Annotated in this window: 11 protein-coding genes and 1 pseudogene; 5 read left to right on the top strand and 7 right to left on the bottom strand. The window is 68.4% G+C overall.

Going from position 1 to position 15,319, the window contains the following annotated elements:
• Positions 1-829: 829 nt before the first annotated feature.
• From BMZ45_RS18690 to BMZ45_RS18675, 4 genes are all read right to left on the bottom strand, one after another.
• Positions 830-1,579 carry a 2OG-Fe dioxygenase family protein gene (locus BMZ45_RS18690; RefSeq protein ID WP_091638030.1) on the bottom strand — a complete coding sequence of 250 codons (750 nt, stop codon included), beginning with the start codon at positions 1,577-1,579 and terminating at the stop codon, positions 830-832.
• 91 nt (positions 1,580-1,670) lie between these two features.
• Complete coding sequence (locus BMZ45_RS18685; protein ID WP_217643239.1) at positions 1,671-2,081, bottom strand: MAPEG family protein; 411 nt, start codon at positions 2,079-2,081, stop codon at positions 1,671-1,673.
• Positions 2,082-2,299: 218 nt separating this feature from the next.
• On the bottom strand, positions 2,300-4,072 hold the full coding sequence (locus BMZ45_RS18680; protein ID WP_091638029.1) for a M28 family metallopeptidase: 1,773 nt from the start codon (positions 4,070-4,072) through the stop codon (positions 2,300-2,302).
• Between the two features lie 118 nt (positions 4,073-4,190).
• Complete coding sequence (locus tag BMZ45_RS18675) at positions 4,191-4,862, bottom strand: hypothetical protein (protein WP_254776688.1); 672 nt, start codon at positions 4,860-4,862, stop codon at positions 4,191-4,193.
• Positions 4,863-5,045: 183 nt separating this feature from the next.
• Here BMZ45_RS18675 and gpmI point away from each other — a divergent pair, with 183 nt between their 5' ends.
• From gpmI to BMZ45_RS18660, 3 genes and pseudogenes are all read left to right on the top strand, one after another.
• Positions 5,046-6,599 carry a 2,3-bisphosphoglycerate-independent phosphoglycerate mutase gene (gene gpmI, locus BMZ45_RS18670; protein WP_091638028.1) on the top strand — a complete coding sequence of 518 codons (1,554 nt, stop codon included), beginning with the start codon at positions 5,046-5,048 and terminating at the stop codon, positions 6,597-6,599.
• The gene (locus BMZ45_RS18665) at positions 6,599-7,849 is read left to right on the top strand and encodes a murein hydrolase activator EnvC family protein (protein ID WP_091638027.1); all 1,251 of its coding nucleotides are present in this window, start codon (positions 6,599-6,601) and stop codon (positions 7,847-7,849) included. Before gpmI ends, BMZ45_RS18665 begins: the two co-directional genes overlap by 1 nt.
• A 334-nt stretch (positions 7,850-8,183) precedes the next feature.
• Positions 8,184-9,623, top strand: a pseudogene (locus tag BMZ45_RS18660) (S41 family peptidase); the annotation flags it as partial.
• Between the two features lie 49 nt (positions 9,624-9,672).
• Here the strand turns inward: BMZ45_RS18660 and BMZ45_RS18655 are convergent.
• The 3 genes from BMZ45_RS18655 to BMZ45_RS18645 all read right to left on the bottom strand — a co-directional run bounded on the left by BMZ45_RS18655 (position 9,673) and on the right by BMZ45_RS18645 (position 11,637).
• The gene (locus BMZ45_RS18655; RefSeq protein WP_091638025.1) at positions 9,673-10,320 is read right to left on the bottom strand and encodes a hypothetical protein; all 648 of its coding nucleotides are present in this window, start codon (positions 10,318-10,320) and stop codon (positions 9,673-9,675) included.
• 161 nt (positions 10,321-10,481) lie between these two features.
• Positions 10,482-10,802: a DUF1820 family protein gene (locus BMZ45_RS18650; protein WP_091638024.1), complete on the bottom strand. Its 321-nt coding sequence runs from the start codon at positions 10,800-10,802 to the stop codon at positions 10,482-10,484.
• Between the two features lie 142 nt (positions 10,803-10,944).
• The gene (locus tag BMZ45_RS18645) at positions 10,945-11,637 is read right to left on the bottom strand and encodes a rhomboid family intramembrane serine protease (protein WP_091638023.1); all 693 of its coding nucleotides are present in this window, start codon (positions 11,635-11,637) and stop codon (positions 10,945-10,947) included.
• Positions 11,638-11,880: 243 nt separating this feature from the next.
• Here BMZ45_RS18645 and BMZ45_RS18640 point away from each other — a divergent pair, with 243 nt between their 5' ends.
• Together BMZ45_RS18640 and BMZ45_RS18635 are read left to right on the top strand one after the other, a co-directional pair.
• Positions 11,881-13,239, top strand: coding sequence for an OmpP1/FadL family transporter (locus tag BMZ45_RS18640; RefSeq protein ID WP_175489152.1), 1,359 nt, complete (start codon positions 11,881-11,883; stop codon positions 13,237-13,239).
• 269 nt (positions 13,240-13,508) lie between these two features.
• Positions 13,509-15,260, top strand: coding sequence for a SprB repeat-containing protein (locus tag BMZ45_RS18635; protein ID WP_175489151.1), 1,752 nt, complete (start codon positions 13,509-13,511; stop codon positions 15,258-15,260).
• Positions 15,261-15,319 lie beyond the last annotated feature (59 nt).

Genomic DNA, 15,319 nt, shown 5'->3' with positions numbered 1-15,319 from the left:
GGAGCGGCGCAAGCCGCGACCGCGCCAACCAAGCGGCGACGCGACTCCGACGGCCGCGTCTGACATGAAACAGCGGCGTTGGTGTGGCCGCCTGGTCGCGGCTCACGCCGCTCCTACCCCAAAGCCGAGCGAGCGCCAACGCCAACCACCTGCCTAGCGCCGAGACGCGGAGACGCGGAGGCTGCAGAGCCGCGAGACGCCCGCACCCCGCCCTGTGGGAGCGGCGTCAGCCGCGATCGCGGCACATCGAGCCACGCCGCCGCTTCATTGACTTCGCGGCTCACGCCGCTCCCACAGAAAGCAGCAACCGCGACGGCGGCGGGGTAGAGACGTCGCTTGGAGTGTCGCGGTCGCGGTTTGCGCCGCTCCTACCCCCAAGCGGGCGGGCGCCAACGCCAGCAACCTGCCTAGCGCCGAGACCCGGAGGCTGCGGAGCCGCGAGACGCCCGCATCCCGCCCTGTGGGAGCGGCGTCAGCCGCGATCGCGGCACACCGAACCTCGCCGCCGCTTCACTGACTTCGCGGCTCAAGCCGCTCCCACAGAAAGCAGCAGACCAAGAAATTGCCGTCTGGCGCTTGCTCCCTCAGAAAGCAGCACCTCAAGAAACGTCGGCTGCTGCTTGCTCCCTCAGAAAGCAGCACCCAAGAAACGCCGGCTGGTGCCGCTCCCACAGGAAGCAGCACCCAAGAAACGCCCGCTGGTGCCGCTCCCACAGGAAGCAGCACGCCCAAGAAACACCGGCTTACGCGCTCCCACACGGATGCGTGGGCACAAAAAATGCCGGCTTGCACCGGCATTTTTGAGTTAGGGCATCAGCTAGGCCGAAAATCAGCGCGCCGTAGCCGAATCCTTGGCCCGCAAAGTCACCACCAGCACGTCGCGGTGCGAGGGCAGGTTCGGATCCTGCGCCGTCACCGCGGTCACGCCATGAAAAACCCGACTGTCGTCGACCAGGGCCGCGTCCAAGGGCGCGGTCAAGGTGAAGCTGCCGAGTTCGCGGCCGTCGCCGGCGTGGATCGAGGTCGTGCCGCTGAGGATGTTCTGGCGGTCGATCAACAGCACCAGCACATAGTCGACGCCGTCGCGGTGCACGCCCTCCGGGGTGGGTTCGCCGGACTGGTCGACGCGCGCCTCGATCCGGAACTGATGCACCTCGATATGCCAACCGCTGACCGCCGGCGCCAGCGCACCGTAGAAGTCGCGGCAGAAGCCCAGGATGCGCAGCAGGCTGTCGCTTTCTCCGACCCCGGGCAGGATGGGTTCGAACCAGCGCTCGATGTCGCCCTGCAGCGCGTTGTAATCCAGGCTTTGATAATGCGGCTGATGCGCTTCGCGCCGTAGCCCGCCGTCGGTGTCGGCGGAATACACCGCGTAGCGGCGCTTGCGGTCGCGGCCGTGGCGGGCGAGATAGGTGTCGGGGCCCAGGTCGTTCCAACTGTCGGCGAAGGCCGGCCAGTCGGCGAGCGGGCGCTCGCGTTCGAGCAGGCCGCGCATGGTCTCGGCCTCGACGAAGCGGAAGCCGTCGTGCTGCAGTCCGGATTCCAGCTCGCGGACGGTATCGGTGACGCCGGAAGTCATTGCCCAAGCCTTGACGAAGCTACGGTAGCGTCCGGCCGGGTCGATCGACCCGGCTGCGACGGGAAACGGCGGAGCGATCCGCCGGCATGAATCAGATCGGGGCGATCGCGGCCGCCTTCAACGCCGCCATGGCCAGCAGCGCGATCGCGCAGACGTAGCCCACCAGCCAGACCAGGCTGCGCAGGGTGTGCTTGTCGGCCAGGTAGAGCAGACCGTGCAGCACGCGCGCGATCACGAACACCAACGCCAGCGCGGCGATCTGGGCATGGGCCACGCCGGTGAGCTGCGCCATCACCACGCCGGCCGCGAACGGCGCGAAGGCCTCGAAGGCGTTGAGCTGGGCGGCGTTGGCGCGGATCGAGCGCGGATTGTCCTGACGCGCCTGCCAGCCGCGCGGATCGCGGTTGTTGTAGCGCTGGCCGCTGGCCTTGGCGATGTACACCCACAGATAGGGCAGCAGCGCGGCGAACAGCACGCACCAGTAAGCGAGGGCCAGGGTCATGACGGGGTTCCGCGGCGAAGGTTGTTGCGAAGCCTAGCGGAAAAGCGCGGCGGGCATCGCCGAGGCAGGCGTTCGGAGGCCCGTCCACCACGAAAGAAGGGGCGCTTTCGCGCCCCTTCTGTCAAACACCGGGTACAGCGATCAACACTCGCCGCAGCTCGCGCTTCTTGCCGATCGCACCGTCAAAGCATGCACGAACCGCAGCGGCGCGAGCCGCGTCACTTCGCCGCCGGCTTCATCAACTTATCGTGCGCCGCGCGGAACGCGTTGCCCTCGTACCAGTTCGGCCACTGCTCGTTGCCGGCCAGGGTCTTGCCGACCGCGTACAGCGCGTCGAGGTCCTGCACCACGCCGTCCATCTTCCAGCCCGGGTCGAACTGGTCGGCGGGCTTGTGGTAACGCTGGTCGCGGTAGTCGGTGTTGGCCTTCTGTCCGGCCGCGGTGCCGCCGTCGATCAGGTCGTCGCCGCCCTTGGCGTACAGAGCGGGCACGCCGGCCTTGGCGAAGTTGAAGTGATCGGAGCGGAAGTAGAAGCCGTCTTCCGGCGTGGCCTCGGCGTGCAAGGTACGGCCCTGGGCGCCGGCGACGGTCTTGAGGATGTCCTCGAGTTCCGAGCTGCCGTAGCCGATCACGGTCATGTCGCGCGCCTTGCCGATCACCGGCATCGCGTCGAGGTTGATCACCGCGACGGTCTTGTTGAGCGGCACGGTCGGATGGGCGACGTAATACTTGGAGCCGAGCAGGCCGGACTCCTCCAGGGTCACCGCCACGAACAGCAGCGAGCGATCCGGCGGCGGGGTCTGCTTGGTGAAGGCTTCGGCGATCTCGAGGATGCCGGCCACGCCGGTGGCATTGTCGATGGCGCCGTTGTAGATCGTATCCACGGCGGCGGCCGAGGCATCGGCACCGTGGCCTTCGTGGCCGCCCTTGTCGGCGTGGTCGCCCAGGTGATCCCAATGCGCCATGTAAACGATGGCCTCGTCCGGACGCTTGGCGCCGTCCAGGCGCGCGATCACGTTGCGCGAGGACTTCTCGCTGATCTGGCTCTTGAGGTCGATCGAGGCCTTGGCCTGCAGCGGAATCGCCTTGAAGCCGGGCTTGCCCGCGGCCTTGTACAGCGCGTCCAGATCCTGGCCGAGGTCGGCCAGCAGCTTGCGCGCGGCGTCGCCGGTGATCCAGCCCTGCACCGGCAGACGCGGTTCCGGATCGTCCTTGGCCGGCAGATCGAACTGCGCGCCCGACCACGAGTTCTTGACCACGTCCCAACCGTAGGACGCGCCTTCGCTGTCGTGGATGATGAGCGCGGCGGCGGCGCCCTGGCGTGCGGCTTCCTCGAACTTGTAGGTCCAACGGCCGTAGTAGGTCATGCGCTTGCCTTCGAACAGCTTGGCGTCCTGCGCGTGGAAGCCCGGGTCGTTGACGAACATGACCACGGTCTTGCCCTTCACGTCGACGCCGGCGTAGTCGTTCCAGTTCTGCTCGGGCGCGTTGACGCCGTAGCCGACGAACACCAGATCGCTGGCGTCCACCTTCACTTCCGACTGGCCGGTGCGCGTGCCCACGACCATGTCGCTGCCGAACTTGAGCTCGCGCGCCTGTCCCTTGACGTCGAGCTTGAGCGAGGTGGATTCATCGGCCGTGGTCTGAACCATCGGTACGGTCTGAAAATAGCTGTCGCCGTTGCCCGGCTTCAGGCCCAGGCGCTTGAACTGCGCTTCCAGATACTGGACGGTCTTTTCCTCGCCGGCGCTGCCGGGCGCGCGTCCGCCGAACTCGTCGGAGGCCAGGGTTTTGACGTGCTCGGCGAAATCGGCGGCGTTGATCGCCGCGTCGAAGGCGTGGTCGGAGGCGGCGACAGGCGCGGCGGCCTGGGGTGCGGCGGCGGTCGGCGCTTCGGCCGGCGGCTTGCTGCAGGCGGTCGCGGCGAGCGCGGCGGCCAGCACCGAGGTGGCGCTCAACCAGTGAGTGGGGTGGAACGGCGTGCGGGACATGGCAACTCCGGGACGGCCAACATCGGCGGAATCCCGATTCTATGTCCAGACGCGGGCCGCGGACCTGACCGGTATCGTGAATACGCGGTCGGGTCCGGGCCGTTCAGCGTCGCCGCGCTTACTTGCTGGGCGGCGTATCGGTGGAATAGCGCACGGCGGTGGCGCCGGTGACCGCGCCGATCTTCGCGCTGGAATGCACGTACAGATCGACCTCGCGCTTGAACACCAGGGCGCCGTCGACCTGCGCGTTGGGTCCGATGATCACGCGCGGATTGCGGCGATTGCTGGAGAACAGCTGGAAATTCGGCTTGTCGTAGGTGATGCCGCCCTTGACGTGCGAGCCGGCGCCGACGGTGAGGTCGCCGTTGACGGTCTTGATGCCCTGCGACACGTCGGTGTCGACCAGGCCGATCGAGCCGTTCACGGTCTCGACGCCGCCGCGGATGTTGCCGCCGCGATCGACGAAGATGCTGCCGTTGACGGTCTCCAGGCCATTGTCCATCTGCACATGGTTGGCGACGCGGATGCTGCCGTTGACGGTCTCCAGGCCGCCGGCCTGGACCTTTTCGGCGACGTTGATGCTGCCGTTGACGGTTTCGGCGTTCTTGACCCGGGCGCCGGCGCCGATACGGATGCTGCCGTTGACGGTTTCCAGGTTGCCGTAGGTCTGACCGGCTTCGACGTTGATGCTGCCGTTGACCTTGTCGATGTCCTGATCGGCGGCGAATACGGGCGCGGCCGCTACGGACAGGGCCAGCGAGAGAGCGAGAGCGAAGCGGTTGCGGGTCATGGGCGGGGTCCTTGGGAGTTCCCGTTGGGTGGGTTCGTAAGATCTGATGCGCAGGGCATGGCACAGGTTTAAGGCATCCGGCACAAACCGGCGCGTGTCCTTCGTAATGCCGTCGCGGCCGGCTCCGCTACAATCCCGGGCAACCGCAACGCCGGCTCCGGCCCATTCATTAGGAAACGCGACGTGCCATCCCCCTCCGCGCGCCCCCATCCCGTGGTTCTGCTGATTCTGGATGGCTGGGGCCATCGCGAGGAGACGGCCGACAATGCCCTGGCCCAGGCCGAGCTGCCGCAGTGGCACGCGCTGCTGGCCAGCCAGCCGCACACCCTGATCCATACCGAAGGCCGCCACGTCGGCCTGCCGGACGGTCAGATGGGCAACTCCGAGGTCGGCCACATGAACCTCGGCGCCGGCCGCATCGTCTACCAGGACCTGACCCGGGTCGACGCCGCGATCGAGGACGGCAGTTTCTACGCCAACGACGAACTGCGCGCGGCCTGCGCCGCGGCCAAGGCGTCCGGCGGACGCCTGCACGTGATGGGCCTGCTCTCGCCTGGCGGCGTGCACAGCCACGAGCAGCACATCTTCGCGATGCTGGAACTGGCGCGCCGCGAAGGCGTGGCCGAGGTCGCCGTGCATGCCTTCCTCGACGGCCGCGACATGCCGCCCAAGTCGGCCGCGCCCAGCCTGGCGCGCCTGCAGGACGTCTGCGACCGCGTCGGCAACGCCCGCATCGCCTCGGTCAGCGGCCGCTACTACGCCATGGACCGCGATCAGCGCTGGGACCGCCAGCGCCGCGCCTGGGACGCGATCGTCGAAGCCCGCAGCGAGCACCGTACCGGCGACGCCCAGGCCGCGCTGGCGCAGGCCTACGAGCGCGGCGAGACCGACGAGTTCGTGGCGCCGACCGTGCTCGACGGCGCGCGCGCGATCCAGGACGGCGACGCCGTGGTGTACATGAACTTCCGCGCCGACCGTGCGCGTCAGCTCACCGCCGCTTTCGTCGATCCGAATTTCTCCGGCTACGAACTGCGCCAGCCGCGCCTGTCGCGCTTCGTCTGCCTGACCGAATACGACGCCAAGCTGCCGGCGCCGGTCGCGTTCGCGCCCGACGACCTGCGCCACACCCTCGGCGAGCTGCTGGCCGAGCACGGCCTCAAGCAGCTGCGCATCGCCGAGACCGAAAAGTACGCGCACGTGACCTTCTTCTTCAGCGGCGGCCGCGAGGAGCCCTACGAGGGCGAGACCCGCATCCTGGTGCCCAGCCCCAAGGTCGCCACCTACGACCTGCAGCCGGAGATGAGCTGCCCGGAAGTCACCGCCAAGCTGGTCGAGGCGATCCGCTCCGGCGCGATCGACGTCGCCATCTGCAACATCGCCAACCCCGACATGGTCGGCCACACCGGCGATCTCGGCGCCGCGATCCAGGCCGCGCAGGCGGTGGACGTGGCGATCGGCGCGATCGCCCAGGCCGTGCGCGACAGCGGCGGCGCGCTGCTGATCACCGCCGATCACGGCAACCTCGAGATGATGCGCGACCCGTCCACCGGCCAGCCGCACACCGCCCACACCGTCGGCCCGGTGCCGCTGGTCTACCTGGGCCCGCGTCGCGCCAGCCTGCGCAGCGGCGGCGCCCTGCGCGACGTCGCGCCGACCATCCTGGACCTGCTCGGCCTGCCGCAGCCGGACGAGATGACCGGTCGCAGTTTGCTGGTGGAAGGCGGGTCGGTCGCCTGATGCCATACCTGCGCGCGTTCGCCGTGGCGCTGCTGTTGTCGCTGCTGGCCTGCGCGCCGGCGGCGGCGCAGAACAGCAGCCGCGACGCCGAACGCAAGCTCGAACGCATCAAGAGCGAACTCAAATCGGTCGCCGACGAACGGCGCAAACTCGAAGGCCAGCGCGGCGCCGCGTCGCGCGAGCTGCGCGAGGCCGACGAGAAGGTCGGCCAGTCCAACCGCAGCCTGCGCGAGACCGAGCAACGCCTGGCGCGCGAGCAGTCTTCGCTGGCGCAGCTGCAGCAGCGCCGCGAAACCTTGCAGGGCACTCTGGGCGCCAAGCGCGAAGAGCTGGCGCAACTGCTGCGCGCCGCCTACGCCCAAGGCGGCGACGCGCCCTTGAAGGTGATGCTGGCCCAGGACAAGGTCGCCGACGCCAACCGCATGCTCGCCTACCACGGCTACGTGCAACGCGACCGCGCACGCCGGATCGAGCAGTTGCGCACCGAGCTCGCCGAACTGGACGCGGTCGAGCGCGACATCGTGACGCGCCGCTCCGAGCTCGACAACGCGCGCAAGCAGCAGCGCGCGCAGTTGGGCCAGCTGCAGAACGATCGCCAGAGCCGCGCCAGCCTGGTCGAGCAGATCAATCGCAAATACCAGGACCGCAGCAGCCGCGAACGCGCGCTCGGCCGCGACGCCAAGGGCCTGGAGGATCTGCTCAAGAAGCTGCGCCAGGCCGCCGCGCGCGCCGAGGCGCAGCGCAAGGCCGCGGCCGTGGCCAAGGCCGCGCGCGAGGCCCGCGAAGCGCGCGCCGCGCAGAACAGCGGCAAGCCCGCCGGCAGCACGCCCACGCGCAAGCCGGTGGTGGTCGCCAGCGCGGCGCCGCTGCAGGTCGGCGGCCTCGGCTGGCCGGTCTCGGGCGCGCTGCTGGCAGGCTATGGCGGCACCATGCCCGACGGGCGCGGCAGCGAAGGCCTGCTGATCGGCGCCAGCGCCGGCGCCACCGTCAAGGCGGTCGGCGACGGCCAGGTGGTCTACGCCGAATGGATGACCGGCTACGGCCTGTTGCTGATCGTCGACCACGGCAACGGCTACATGAGCCTGTACGCCCACAACGACGCACTGCTGCGCAATGTCGGCGACCGCGTCAAACGCGGCGACCCGGTCGCCACCGTCGGCAGCTCCGGCGGCAACGGCCGCCCGGCGCTGTACTTCGAGCTGCGCCGCAACGGGCAGCCGGTGAATCCGGCGACTTGGTTGCGGCGCTGAGGCCGCAAAGGGCAAATCCCCCTCAGTCCCCCTTTTCCAAAGGGGGAGAAAGCGGGCGCGGCGCTGGTCGTGGTTTCGGCGTCGGGAGTCGCGGGGCCGAATCGCAGGGCGCTTTCACCGCCGACGGCTGGTCTTCCCCCTTTGGAAAAGGGGGGCTGAGGGGGATTTGCACCACCCGTCACAAGTCCCCCGCACCGCGCCTGAACGCGCCCGCCGGCCGTTAACGAAAGCTTCCCGCGGCCCTGCCTAACGTGTTCCTATTCGAACCACACGCCGCGACCGAACCTCGATCGCGCCGCGCGGTCCAACCGGTATCCGTTACGGAGCTCCATGCATGCGCCTGCGTCATCCGCTGTCCTCCCGTCCTAGCCTGACGCGAGCCCTGCTGCTGGGCCTGGCGCCGCTGGCGCTGGCCGGCGCGATCCTGCCCGTGGCGGCGCAGGAGCCGCCCGCCGAGGCCAAGCCGGCCAAGGCCGAGACCAAGGATGACAAGTCCGAATCCAAGGTGCCGCTGGACGAGATCCGTCGCTACGTCGCGGTCTACAACGCGGTCAAGCAGGCCTATGTCGAGCCGGTCGACGACCGCAAGCTGATGCACTCGGCGATACGCGGCCTGTTGTTCGATCTCGATCCGCACAGCGTCTACCTCGACAAGGTCGCCGCCGACGATTTCGACGAGCAGGCGCGCGGCGCCTACGACGGCATCGGCGTCGAACTGCAGCGCCAGCCCGACGGCACCCTGCGGGTGATTTCGCCGATCGACGACACCCCGGCCGCGCGCGCGGGCATCAAGGCCGGCGACCTGATCATCGCCATCGACGGCAAGCCGTTCAAGGCCGACGAAGGCGACAGCTCCGGCCCGCTGCGCGGCGCCCCCGGCAGCAAGGTCGTGCTGAGCATCGTGCGCGCGGGCCGCGACAAGCCCTTCGACGTGACCGTGGCGCGCGAGACCATCCGCGTCGCCAGCGTGCGCAGCCGCATGCTCGAGCCCGGTTACGGCTACGCGCGCATCAGCGCCTTTCAGGCCGACACCGCCGCCGATTTCGAAACCCAGATCGAGAAGCTCAAGACCCAGGCCGGCGGCAAGCTCAACGGTCTGGTGATCGACCTGCGCAGCAACCCCGGCGGTCTGCTGACCTCGGCGGTGCAGATCGCCGACGACCTGTTGGAGCAGGGCAAGATCGTCAGCACGCGCGGCCGCATCGCGATCAGCGACGCCGAGTTCGGCGCCACCCCGGGCGACCGTATCGACGGCGCGCCGGTGGTGGTGCTGGTGGACGCCGGTTCGGCCAGCGCCTCGGAAGTGTTGGCCGGCGCGCTGCGCGACAACGGCCGCGCACGCGTGGTCGGCAGCCGCACCTTCGGCAAAGGCTCGGTGCAGACCGTGCTGCCCTTGGACAACGGCGACTCGGTCAAGCTGACCACCGCGCGTTACTACACGCCCAGCGGCAAATCGATCCAGGCCCTGGGCATCGTGCCCGACGTCGCCCTGCATCCGGCCAAGGAAGCCGCCAACGGCGGCCGCACCAACTACAGCGAGGCCAGCCTGCCGGGCCATCTGCGCGGCGACGTCGACGACGCGCCGGGCACCAATGCCGGCGAAGTGCTGGAAGGCGACGCGCCGATCGCGGCCGCGCTGGCGGAACTGAAGAAGCCGGCGGTGGCCAAGGCCGACGACGGCGCGACCAAGCGCTGAGCGCGGAATCGCGCGGGCATCGCAGCCGCGGTTGGTAGCGAATCGCCGCATCCGATACGAAGACGCCCGGCCGCAAGCCGGGCGTCTTCGTATGCGGCGGCGTTCCGGTTGCGAGGTGCCGTCTGTTTCACTCCACCGGAGCGAAGAACGCGCGCACCAGCCGGTAGTGCTCGTCGGCGGGATCGTCGCGGAAACGTCGGTGATCGCGATAGCGCAGATGTTCGCCGGACAGCCCGCGCCGCGCCATGACCTCGCGCGCGGCGCCTTCGTAGTCCTGGCCGTCGCCGCGATGCCAGTAGCGCACTTCCTGATGCGCGAACGGGATGTCGAGGTCGATCTGGAACGGCATGCCCTCGCCGTAGCCTTCATCCCAGTTAGCCTCGGCCAAGCCGCGCCACTGCAAGGCGAAGCGCGCGCCGCGCCGTGCGCCCAGGCGCAGTTCGCTGCGTGGCAGGCTCAGATGCGAGCAGAGGTAAAGACTGGGCAGGCTGTCGCCCACCGCGTCGTCGCGTTCGAGGTCGACGCCGTAGGCGAAACCTTCCAGTCGGCGCCAATCGTCGATCCGCGCCGGCATGACTTCGTCGTAGAAGTGCGGCCGCAGATCCTGCTGGACCTCGCCTTCGCCGAAGCGCTGCGCGCTGCCGTGCACATCGATCGACCAACAGACCTCGCCGCTGGCGTCGTCGTACAACCAGCCGACGATCTGCGCGCGCTCGACGGCGAAGCTCAGGTCCTTGAGGCGGATCGTGCCGCTGACTTGTTCGCCGTCGCTCATCGTCGCGCGCCGCGTCTGGGGCCGGCGAGCAGCCTAGCATTGGGCCGATGTGTGGCGTCGCGGATCAGCGGCGCCGCCGGCGCATCGCCGAAGCAAGCGCAAAGCGAGCATTCCCTGCGCTTTTGAGGCGGCGCTGGGCCAGGCGTGCGCAGCCGCCTGCGTCAGCGCGGTTTCGCCGGCAGCGGGAACGGGGTCACCACCTTCTCGCCGGTCGTCGCGTCGCGGATCGCCGACTGGCCTTTGCGCTCGACTTCCTCGATGCGCACGATGCTGTGCATCGGCAGGTGCAGCATGCGGGTGTTGCCGAACTCGTCGCGCAGGCGTTCCTCGGTCGGGTCCACGACCAGGCCCTCGTGTACGTCGAACACCAGTTCGCCGATTTCGGTGAAGCCCCACAGCGCGCCCGAGCCCACGTGCCGCGCGTACAGCTCGTAGACCTTGCCGGCGTTGAGGAAGGTGACTTTGTAGAGCGTCTTGGCCATGGGAGCCGGGATTCGAGATTGGGGATTAGGGATTCGCAAAAGCGCGAGCGGGCACCTGCATCCAAGCTGGGGGAAGAACACCGAAACTCAAGTGCACGGTATCGAACTGCTGTGTCGAATCCCTAATCCCCAATCTCGGCCCTCAGAAGCCGCGCCGGCGCCGCATTCGCCGCGCGATGCCCGCGCGCGCGATCAGCGCGAACGCGCCGCCGAAGGCGAAGCCGGCCAGATGCGCCGACCACGCGACCGCGCCGAAGGCCGGGCCGATGAAGGTGAAGACCACCTGCAGCAGCGCCCAGACCCCGATCAGCAACGGCGCCGGCACCTTCACGAACTGCAGGAACAGCCCCAGCGGCACCACCACGCCGAGTTTGGCGCCCGGGAACAGCGCCAGGTAGGCGCCGATCAGCGCCGAGACCGCGCCGCTGGCGCCGATGATCAGACGGTCCGGCGTGCCGATCGCGATCACCGCGGCCAGGTTGGCGACCGCGCCGCCGCACAGGAACAGCGCCAGGAACCGCCAGGGCCCCATGGTGCGCTCCGCCGGCAGGCCGAAGATCAGCAGGAACACCAGGTTGCCCAGCAGGTGGGCCCAGTCGGCGTGCAGGAACAGGGCGCTGAACAGGCGCAGGCCGCTGCCGTCGCGGATCGCGTCCCACCAGGCCGCCGGGGTCGACAGACCGCCCGAGAGCGCGCCCCATTCCAGCATCAGGCGGCGCTCGTCGGTGTCCGGCAGCAAGGCCGAGCCGATGAAACACAGCCACAGCACCGCGAACAGCAGGGGGGTGGCCCAGCGCAGGGGTGCCTTTTCGCGGGAAGGGATGGCGATGAACATCGGTTTGGGGCGTCGCGGATTCAGGTCCGGCCGGTACGAACAGGGGGAACCGGCACGGCATGAGGCCAGAAACGGTAAGGGTGGAACTGGGACCCTATTGTTAGCTTTCAGTTAACGGCCGCGCTATAGTGCATACGGCGTCGTACGTCGGGAGGGGCTTTCCGGCGGTGCGAGCTCCAGCCAGATCGGAGCCGCGCGGACGGCCGAGGAAGACCAAAAAATACTCCAATGGAGACTACACGCATGCAACACGCACACCGCTATACGCGCCTGACCGCCCTCGCGCTGGGCATCACCGGCGCTCTGGCTTTGGGCCAGGTCCACGCTTCGGGCTTCCAGCTCAAGGAAAACAGCGTCAAGGCCATGGGTCGCGCGTTCGCCGGTTCCGGCGTGGCCGCTGGCGACTCCTCCGTCGTCGCCAACAACCCGGCAGCGATGACCCAGTTCGAAGGCACCACCTTCCAGGCCGACGTCACCGTCATCGACCTCAACGCCAAGTTCAACGGCGGCGGTTACGACGTGCTCGGCCGTCCGCTGACCGGCGGCGACGGCGGCGAAGCCGGCGACGTCACCCCGGTTCCGGCGATGTCGATCATCCACAAGTTCGATAACGGCCTGGCCGTGGGCGCCATGGTCAGCGCGCCGTTCGGTCTGAAGACCGAATACAAGCCCGGCTGGGTCGGCCGCTACTACGCCGCCAAGTCCGAGCTCAAGACCGTCGACCTGACCCTGTCGGCCGCGTTCGAGCTGGTCCCGGACCACCTGTCCGTCGGCGCCGGCATCGTCTGGGAAAAGGCCGAGGCCGAGCTGTCGAAGTCGGTCGACTTCGGCACCCTGCTGTTCGGTAACCCCGCGACCCGTCCGCTGCCGTTCGCGCGCCCGCAGGCTGCCGACGGTTTCGCGAAGGTCGAAGGCGACGACACCGGCCTGGGCTGGATCATCGGCGTGAACCTGCGTCCGAACGACAAGCTGGCCATCGGCCTGTCGCACCGTTCGGAAATCGATCACGAGCTGGAAGGCAACGTCGACTGGACCGTGCCGGGCAACGTCGCCGCGGTGTTCGGCGCCAGCCCGACCACCCGTCCGCTGTTCCAGGACGGCAAGGCCCTGGCCAAGCTGACCACCCCGTCGGTCACCACCCTGAGCGTCGAGTACAAGTTCACCGACCAGTTCTCGCTGATGGCCGATTACTCCGAGACCGATTGGTCGTCGCTGCAGGAAATCCGCATCGACTTCGCCAACCCGGATCCGGATTCGGTCGAGCATTTCGGCTGGAGCAAGACCCGCTTCATGGCCCTGGGCGGCGAGTACAAGCTCAACGACGCCTGGACCCTGCGCGCCGGTTACGCCTACGACGAAACCCCGACCACCTACTCCGCACGCACCCCGCGCCTGCCGGACGAAGACCGTCGCTGGTACTCGATCGGCGCCACCTGGGACTTCAGCGAGAACCTCGAGCTGAACTTCTCCTACGTGCGCATCGAGCCGGACACCCCGCAGATCGGCATCGTCACCCCGCCGGCGGCCGGTGGCCAGCGCCTGTTCGGTTCCTACAGCAGCAACGTGAACCTGTTCGGCGTTTCGGCGCAGTACCACTTCTGATCCACGGTACGCCGCGTTTCCAAAAAGCCCCGCTTCGGCGGGGCTTTTTTTATGCCTTTTATGTGCCAGTTCGGCGAAGCCCGGGCGGGCGCCCCGCGAAACCGATTGACAGCGGGCGTGCGCGAGTGGAGATATGGACGCGATGCGCGTGACGGCACAAAACACCGTCGCGGGGGGCGCGCAGCCTGTGCGGAGCGATGCAGGCAGCCCTTTCGCATCATGAACTCGCCTGCCCTGGGCAGGTGCCTTGATGGATTAAGGAGACGCCGATGCACCCTGTGAACCGTTCCGCGCCGTCCGCCGCCAAAGCGGCTGGCGCTCTCTCACCGCGCCTGTCCTTGCGCTGGTGTTCGATCCTGTTGTTGTTCCTCGCCGCCGTGCTCGCCAGCGGCGTGGCCTCCGCGCAGGCCTGGCTGCTGACGCCGGCCGAGCGCAAGACCTATCTGCAGTACTACGCGCCGGTGATCATGCAGCGCGCCGAGGAGAGCAGCAGCAAGAAGGGCCGCGACTGGATTTCGAATTACGACTTCGATCGCGACGGCAATTTCGCCAACAACCGCTACACCTGGCCCAACCTGCTGTCGCAGTACATCGCGGCCTCGGCCGCGGGTACCGGCGCCTATTCGAACTGGCGCATCCGTCCGACCCTGTACTCCTCGGTGATGGAGTACATGGACGGCAACAGCAAGGCCCTGGTGCTGCTGTACCACGTCTATCACCCGGTCGATAAGAAGGCCAACGAGATCCACGACTGGGAGCGCATCGAGATCGTGGTGCGCGGCGTGACCGGCGTGCCGGGCGCGGTCGGCGAGTACGTGGGCCACGTCACCATCACCAGCCACAAAGACCACGTGATGCGCAGCTACGGCAGCGCCGACCTGAATTTCATGCAGGTTACCGGCGGCAAGCACGTGATGATCTGGCAGGCCGACGAGGACAACACCGAACTCGGCACGCACGGCCACGAACTGCATTTCGTGCAGGACGCCTACAGCACCATCGCCGCGCGCCGCACCGCCAACAACTCGGCCGAAGTCGAAGTCACCAACGACGACGACAAGTCGGTGCACTACGTGTGGGTGCCGGAGACCTCCAACGCCGCGGTCACCGCCTGGGGCGCCAGCAGCATCAATTACGGCAACGCGAATGCGCTGGCCGCCGGCCGCGACGACACGGTGTCGTGGTCGCTGGTCAAGCGCATCACCTACGAACTGCAGGATCTGGCCGACGTGTTCGGCGGGCAGTGGTCGGGCGCGAACTGGTCGATCAACTGGAACTCGGGCCAGACCGCCGACATCCTGCTCGACACGCCGATCACCAACGAACTGGGCCAGGTCGAAGTGCCGGTCGGCCTGCAGCGCTTCTACGTGCTGTCGCGCGACACCTCCAGCTCCAGCCTGACCGACGGCCGCGACGGCGTGCTCGGCAAGGATTGGCTGTGGGGCGCGTACTCGGCCGAGACCAACGCCGACACCATCTCCGGTTCCGACAAGCTCGGTGGCTATAGCGGCGCCGGGCGCGACAGCTACAACCGCAATCGCGCCGACGCCAGCGGCGACTACGCGTCCTTGAACGCCTACTGGCGCCAGCACGATCTGCTGGTGCACTCCGGCGGCATCGACACGCGCGAGAACTACGAAGCCGGCCAGTGGCTGCTCAATGGCTGGGAGCTGCCGCAGAACGGCGGTTACGACGGCCGCTGGGCGCAGCTGTACGACGACCGCGTGGCCTATGAGCCGTTGGGTCCGCTGATCGTGATCATGCCGGCCTCGGCGCGCGGTTGCGGCGACTCGTGGAGCGTCACCGCCACCGTCAACGGCGGCCTGCCGCCCTACACCTACAGTTGGAGCAACGTGATCTGGTACTCGCCCGACGGACGCACCGCCGAAGTCGGCAGCGGCCAGACCGCGACCCTGACGGTGGGCAGCGCCGATGGCCAGAGCGCCACGCGCAGCTTCCACAACATGGCCGGTTGCCCGGGCGGTGGTGGCGGTGGCGGCGGCGGGAATCCGATTCCCTAAGCTCGTCGCGATCGCAGTCGTACTTCGCTTCAGGAGCCCCGCATGCAGCGGGGCTCTTT

The sequence above is a fragment of the Lysobacter sp. cf310 genome (assembly GCF_900114355.1).
In the GTDB taxonomy this organism is placed as follows: domain Bacteria; phylum Pseudomonadota; class Gammaproteobacteria; order Xanthomonadales; family Xanthomonadaceae; genus Lysobacter.
Note: the sequence above shows the minus strand (reverse complement) of the source record. Positions and strands in the feature narration are given on the sequence as shown.

Coding starts and splice junctions, on each gene's coding strand:
- BMZ45_RS18690 (WP_091638030.1), bottom strand. CDS start 1,579: ATGACTTCCGGCGTCACCGATACCGTCCGCGAGCTGGAATCCGGACTG.
- BMZ45_RS18685 (WP_217643239.1), bottom strand. CDS start 2,081: ATGACCCTGGCCCTCGCTTACTGGTGCGTGCTGTTCGCCGCGCTGCTG.
- BMZ45_RS18680 (WP_091638029.1), bottom strand. CDS start 4,072: ATGTCCCGCACGCCGTTCCACCCCACTCACTGGTTGAGCGCCACCTCG.
- BMZ45_RS18675 (WP_254776688.1), bottom strand. CDS start 4,862: ATGACCCGCAACCGCTTCGCTCTCGCTCTCTCGCTGGCCCTGTCCGTA.
- BMZ45_RS18665 (WP_091638027.1), top strand. CDS start 6,599: ATGCCATACCTGCGCGCGTTCGCCGTGGCGCTGCTGTTGTCGCTGCTG.
- BMZ45_RS18655 (WP_091638025.1), bottom strand. CDS start 10,320: ATGAGCGACGGCGAACAAGTCAGCGGCACGATCCGCCTCAAGGACCTG.
- BMZ45_RS18650 (WP_091638024.1), bottom strand. CDS start 10,802: ATGGCCAAGACGCTCTACAAAGTCACCTTCCTCAACGCCGGCAAGGTC.
- BMZ45_RS18645 (WP_091638023.1), bottom strand. CDS start 11,637: ATGTTCATCGCCATCCCTTCCCGCGAAAAGGCACCCCTGCGCTGGGCC.
- BMZ45_RS18640 (WP_175489152.1), top strand. CDS start 11,881: ATGCAACACGCACACCGCTATACGCGCCTGACCGCCCTCGCGCTGGGC.
- BMZ45_RS18635 (WP_175489151.1), top strand. CDS start 13,509: ATGCACCCTGTGAACCGTTCCGCGCCGTCCGCCGCCAAAGCGGCTGGC.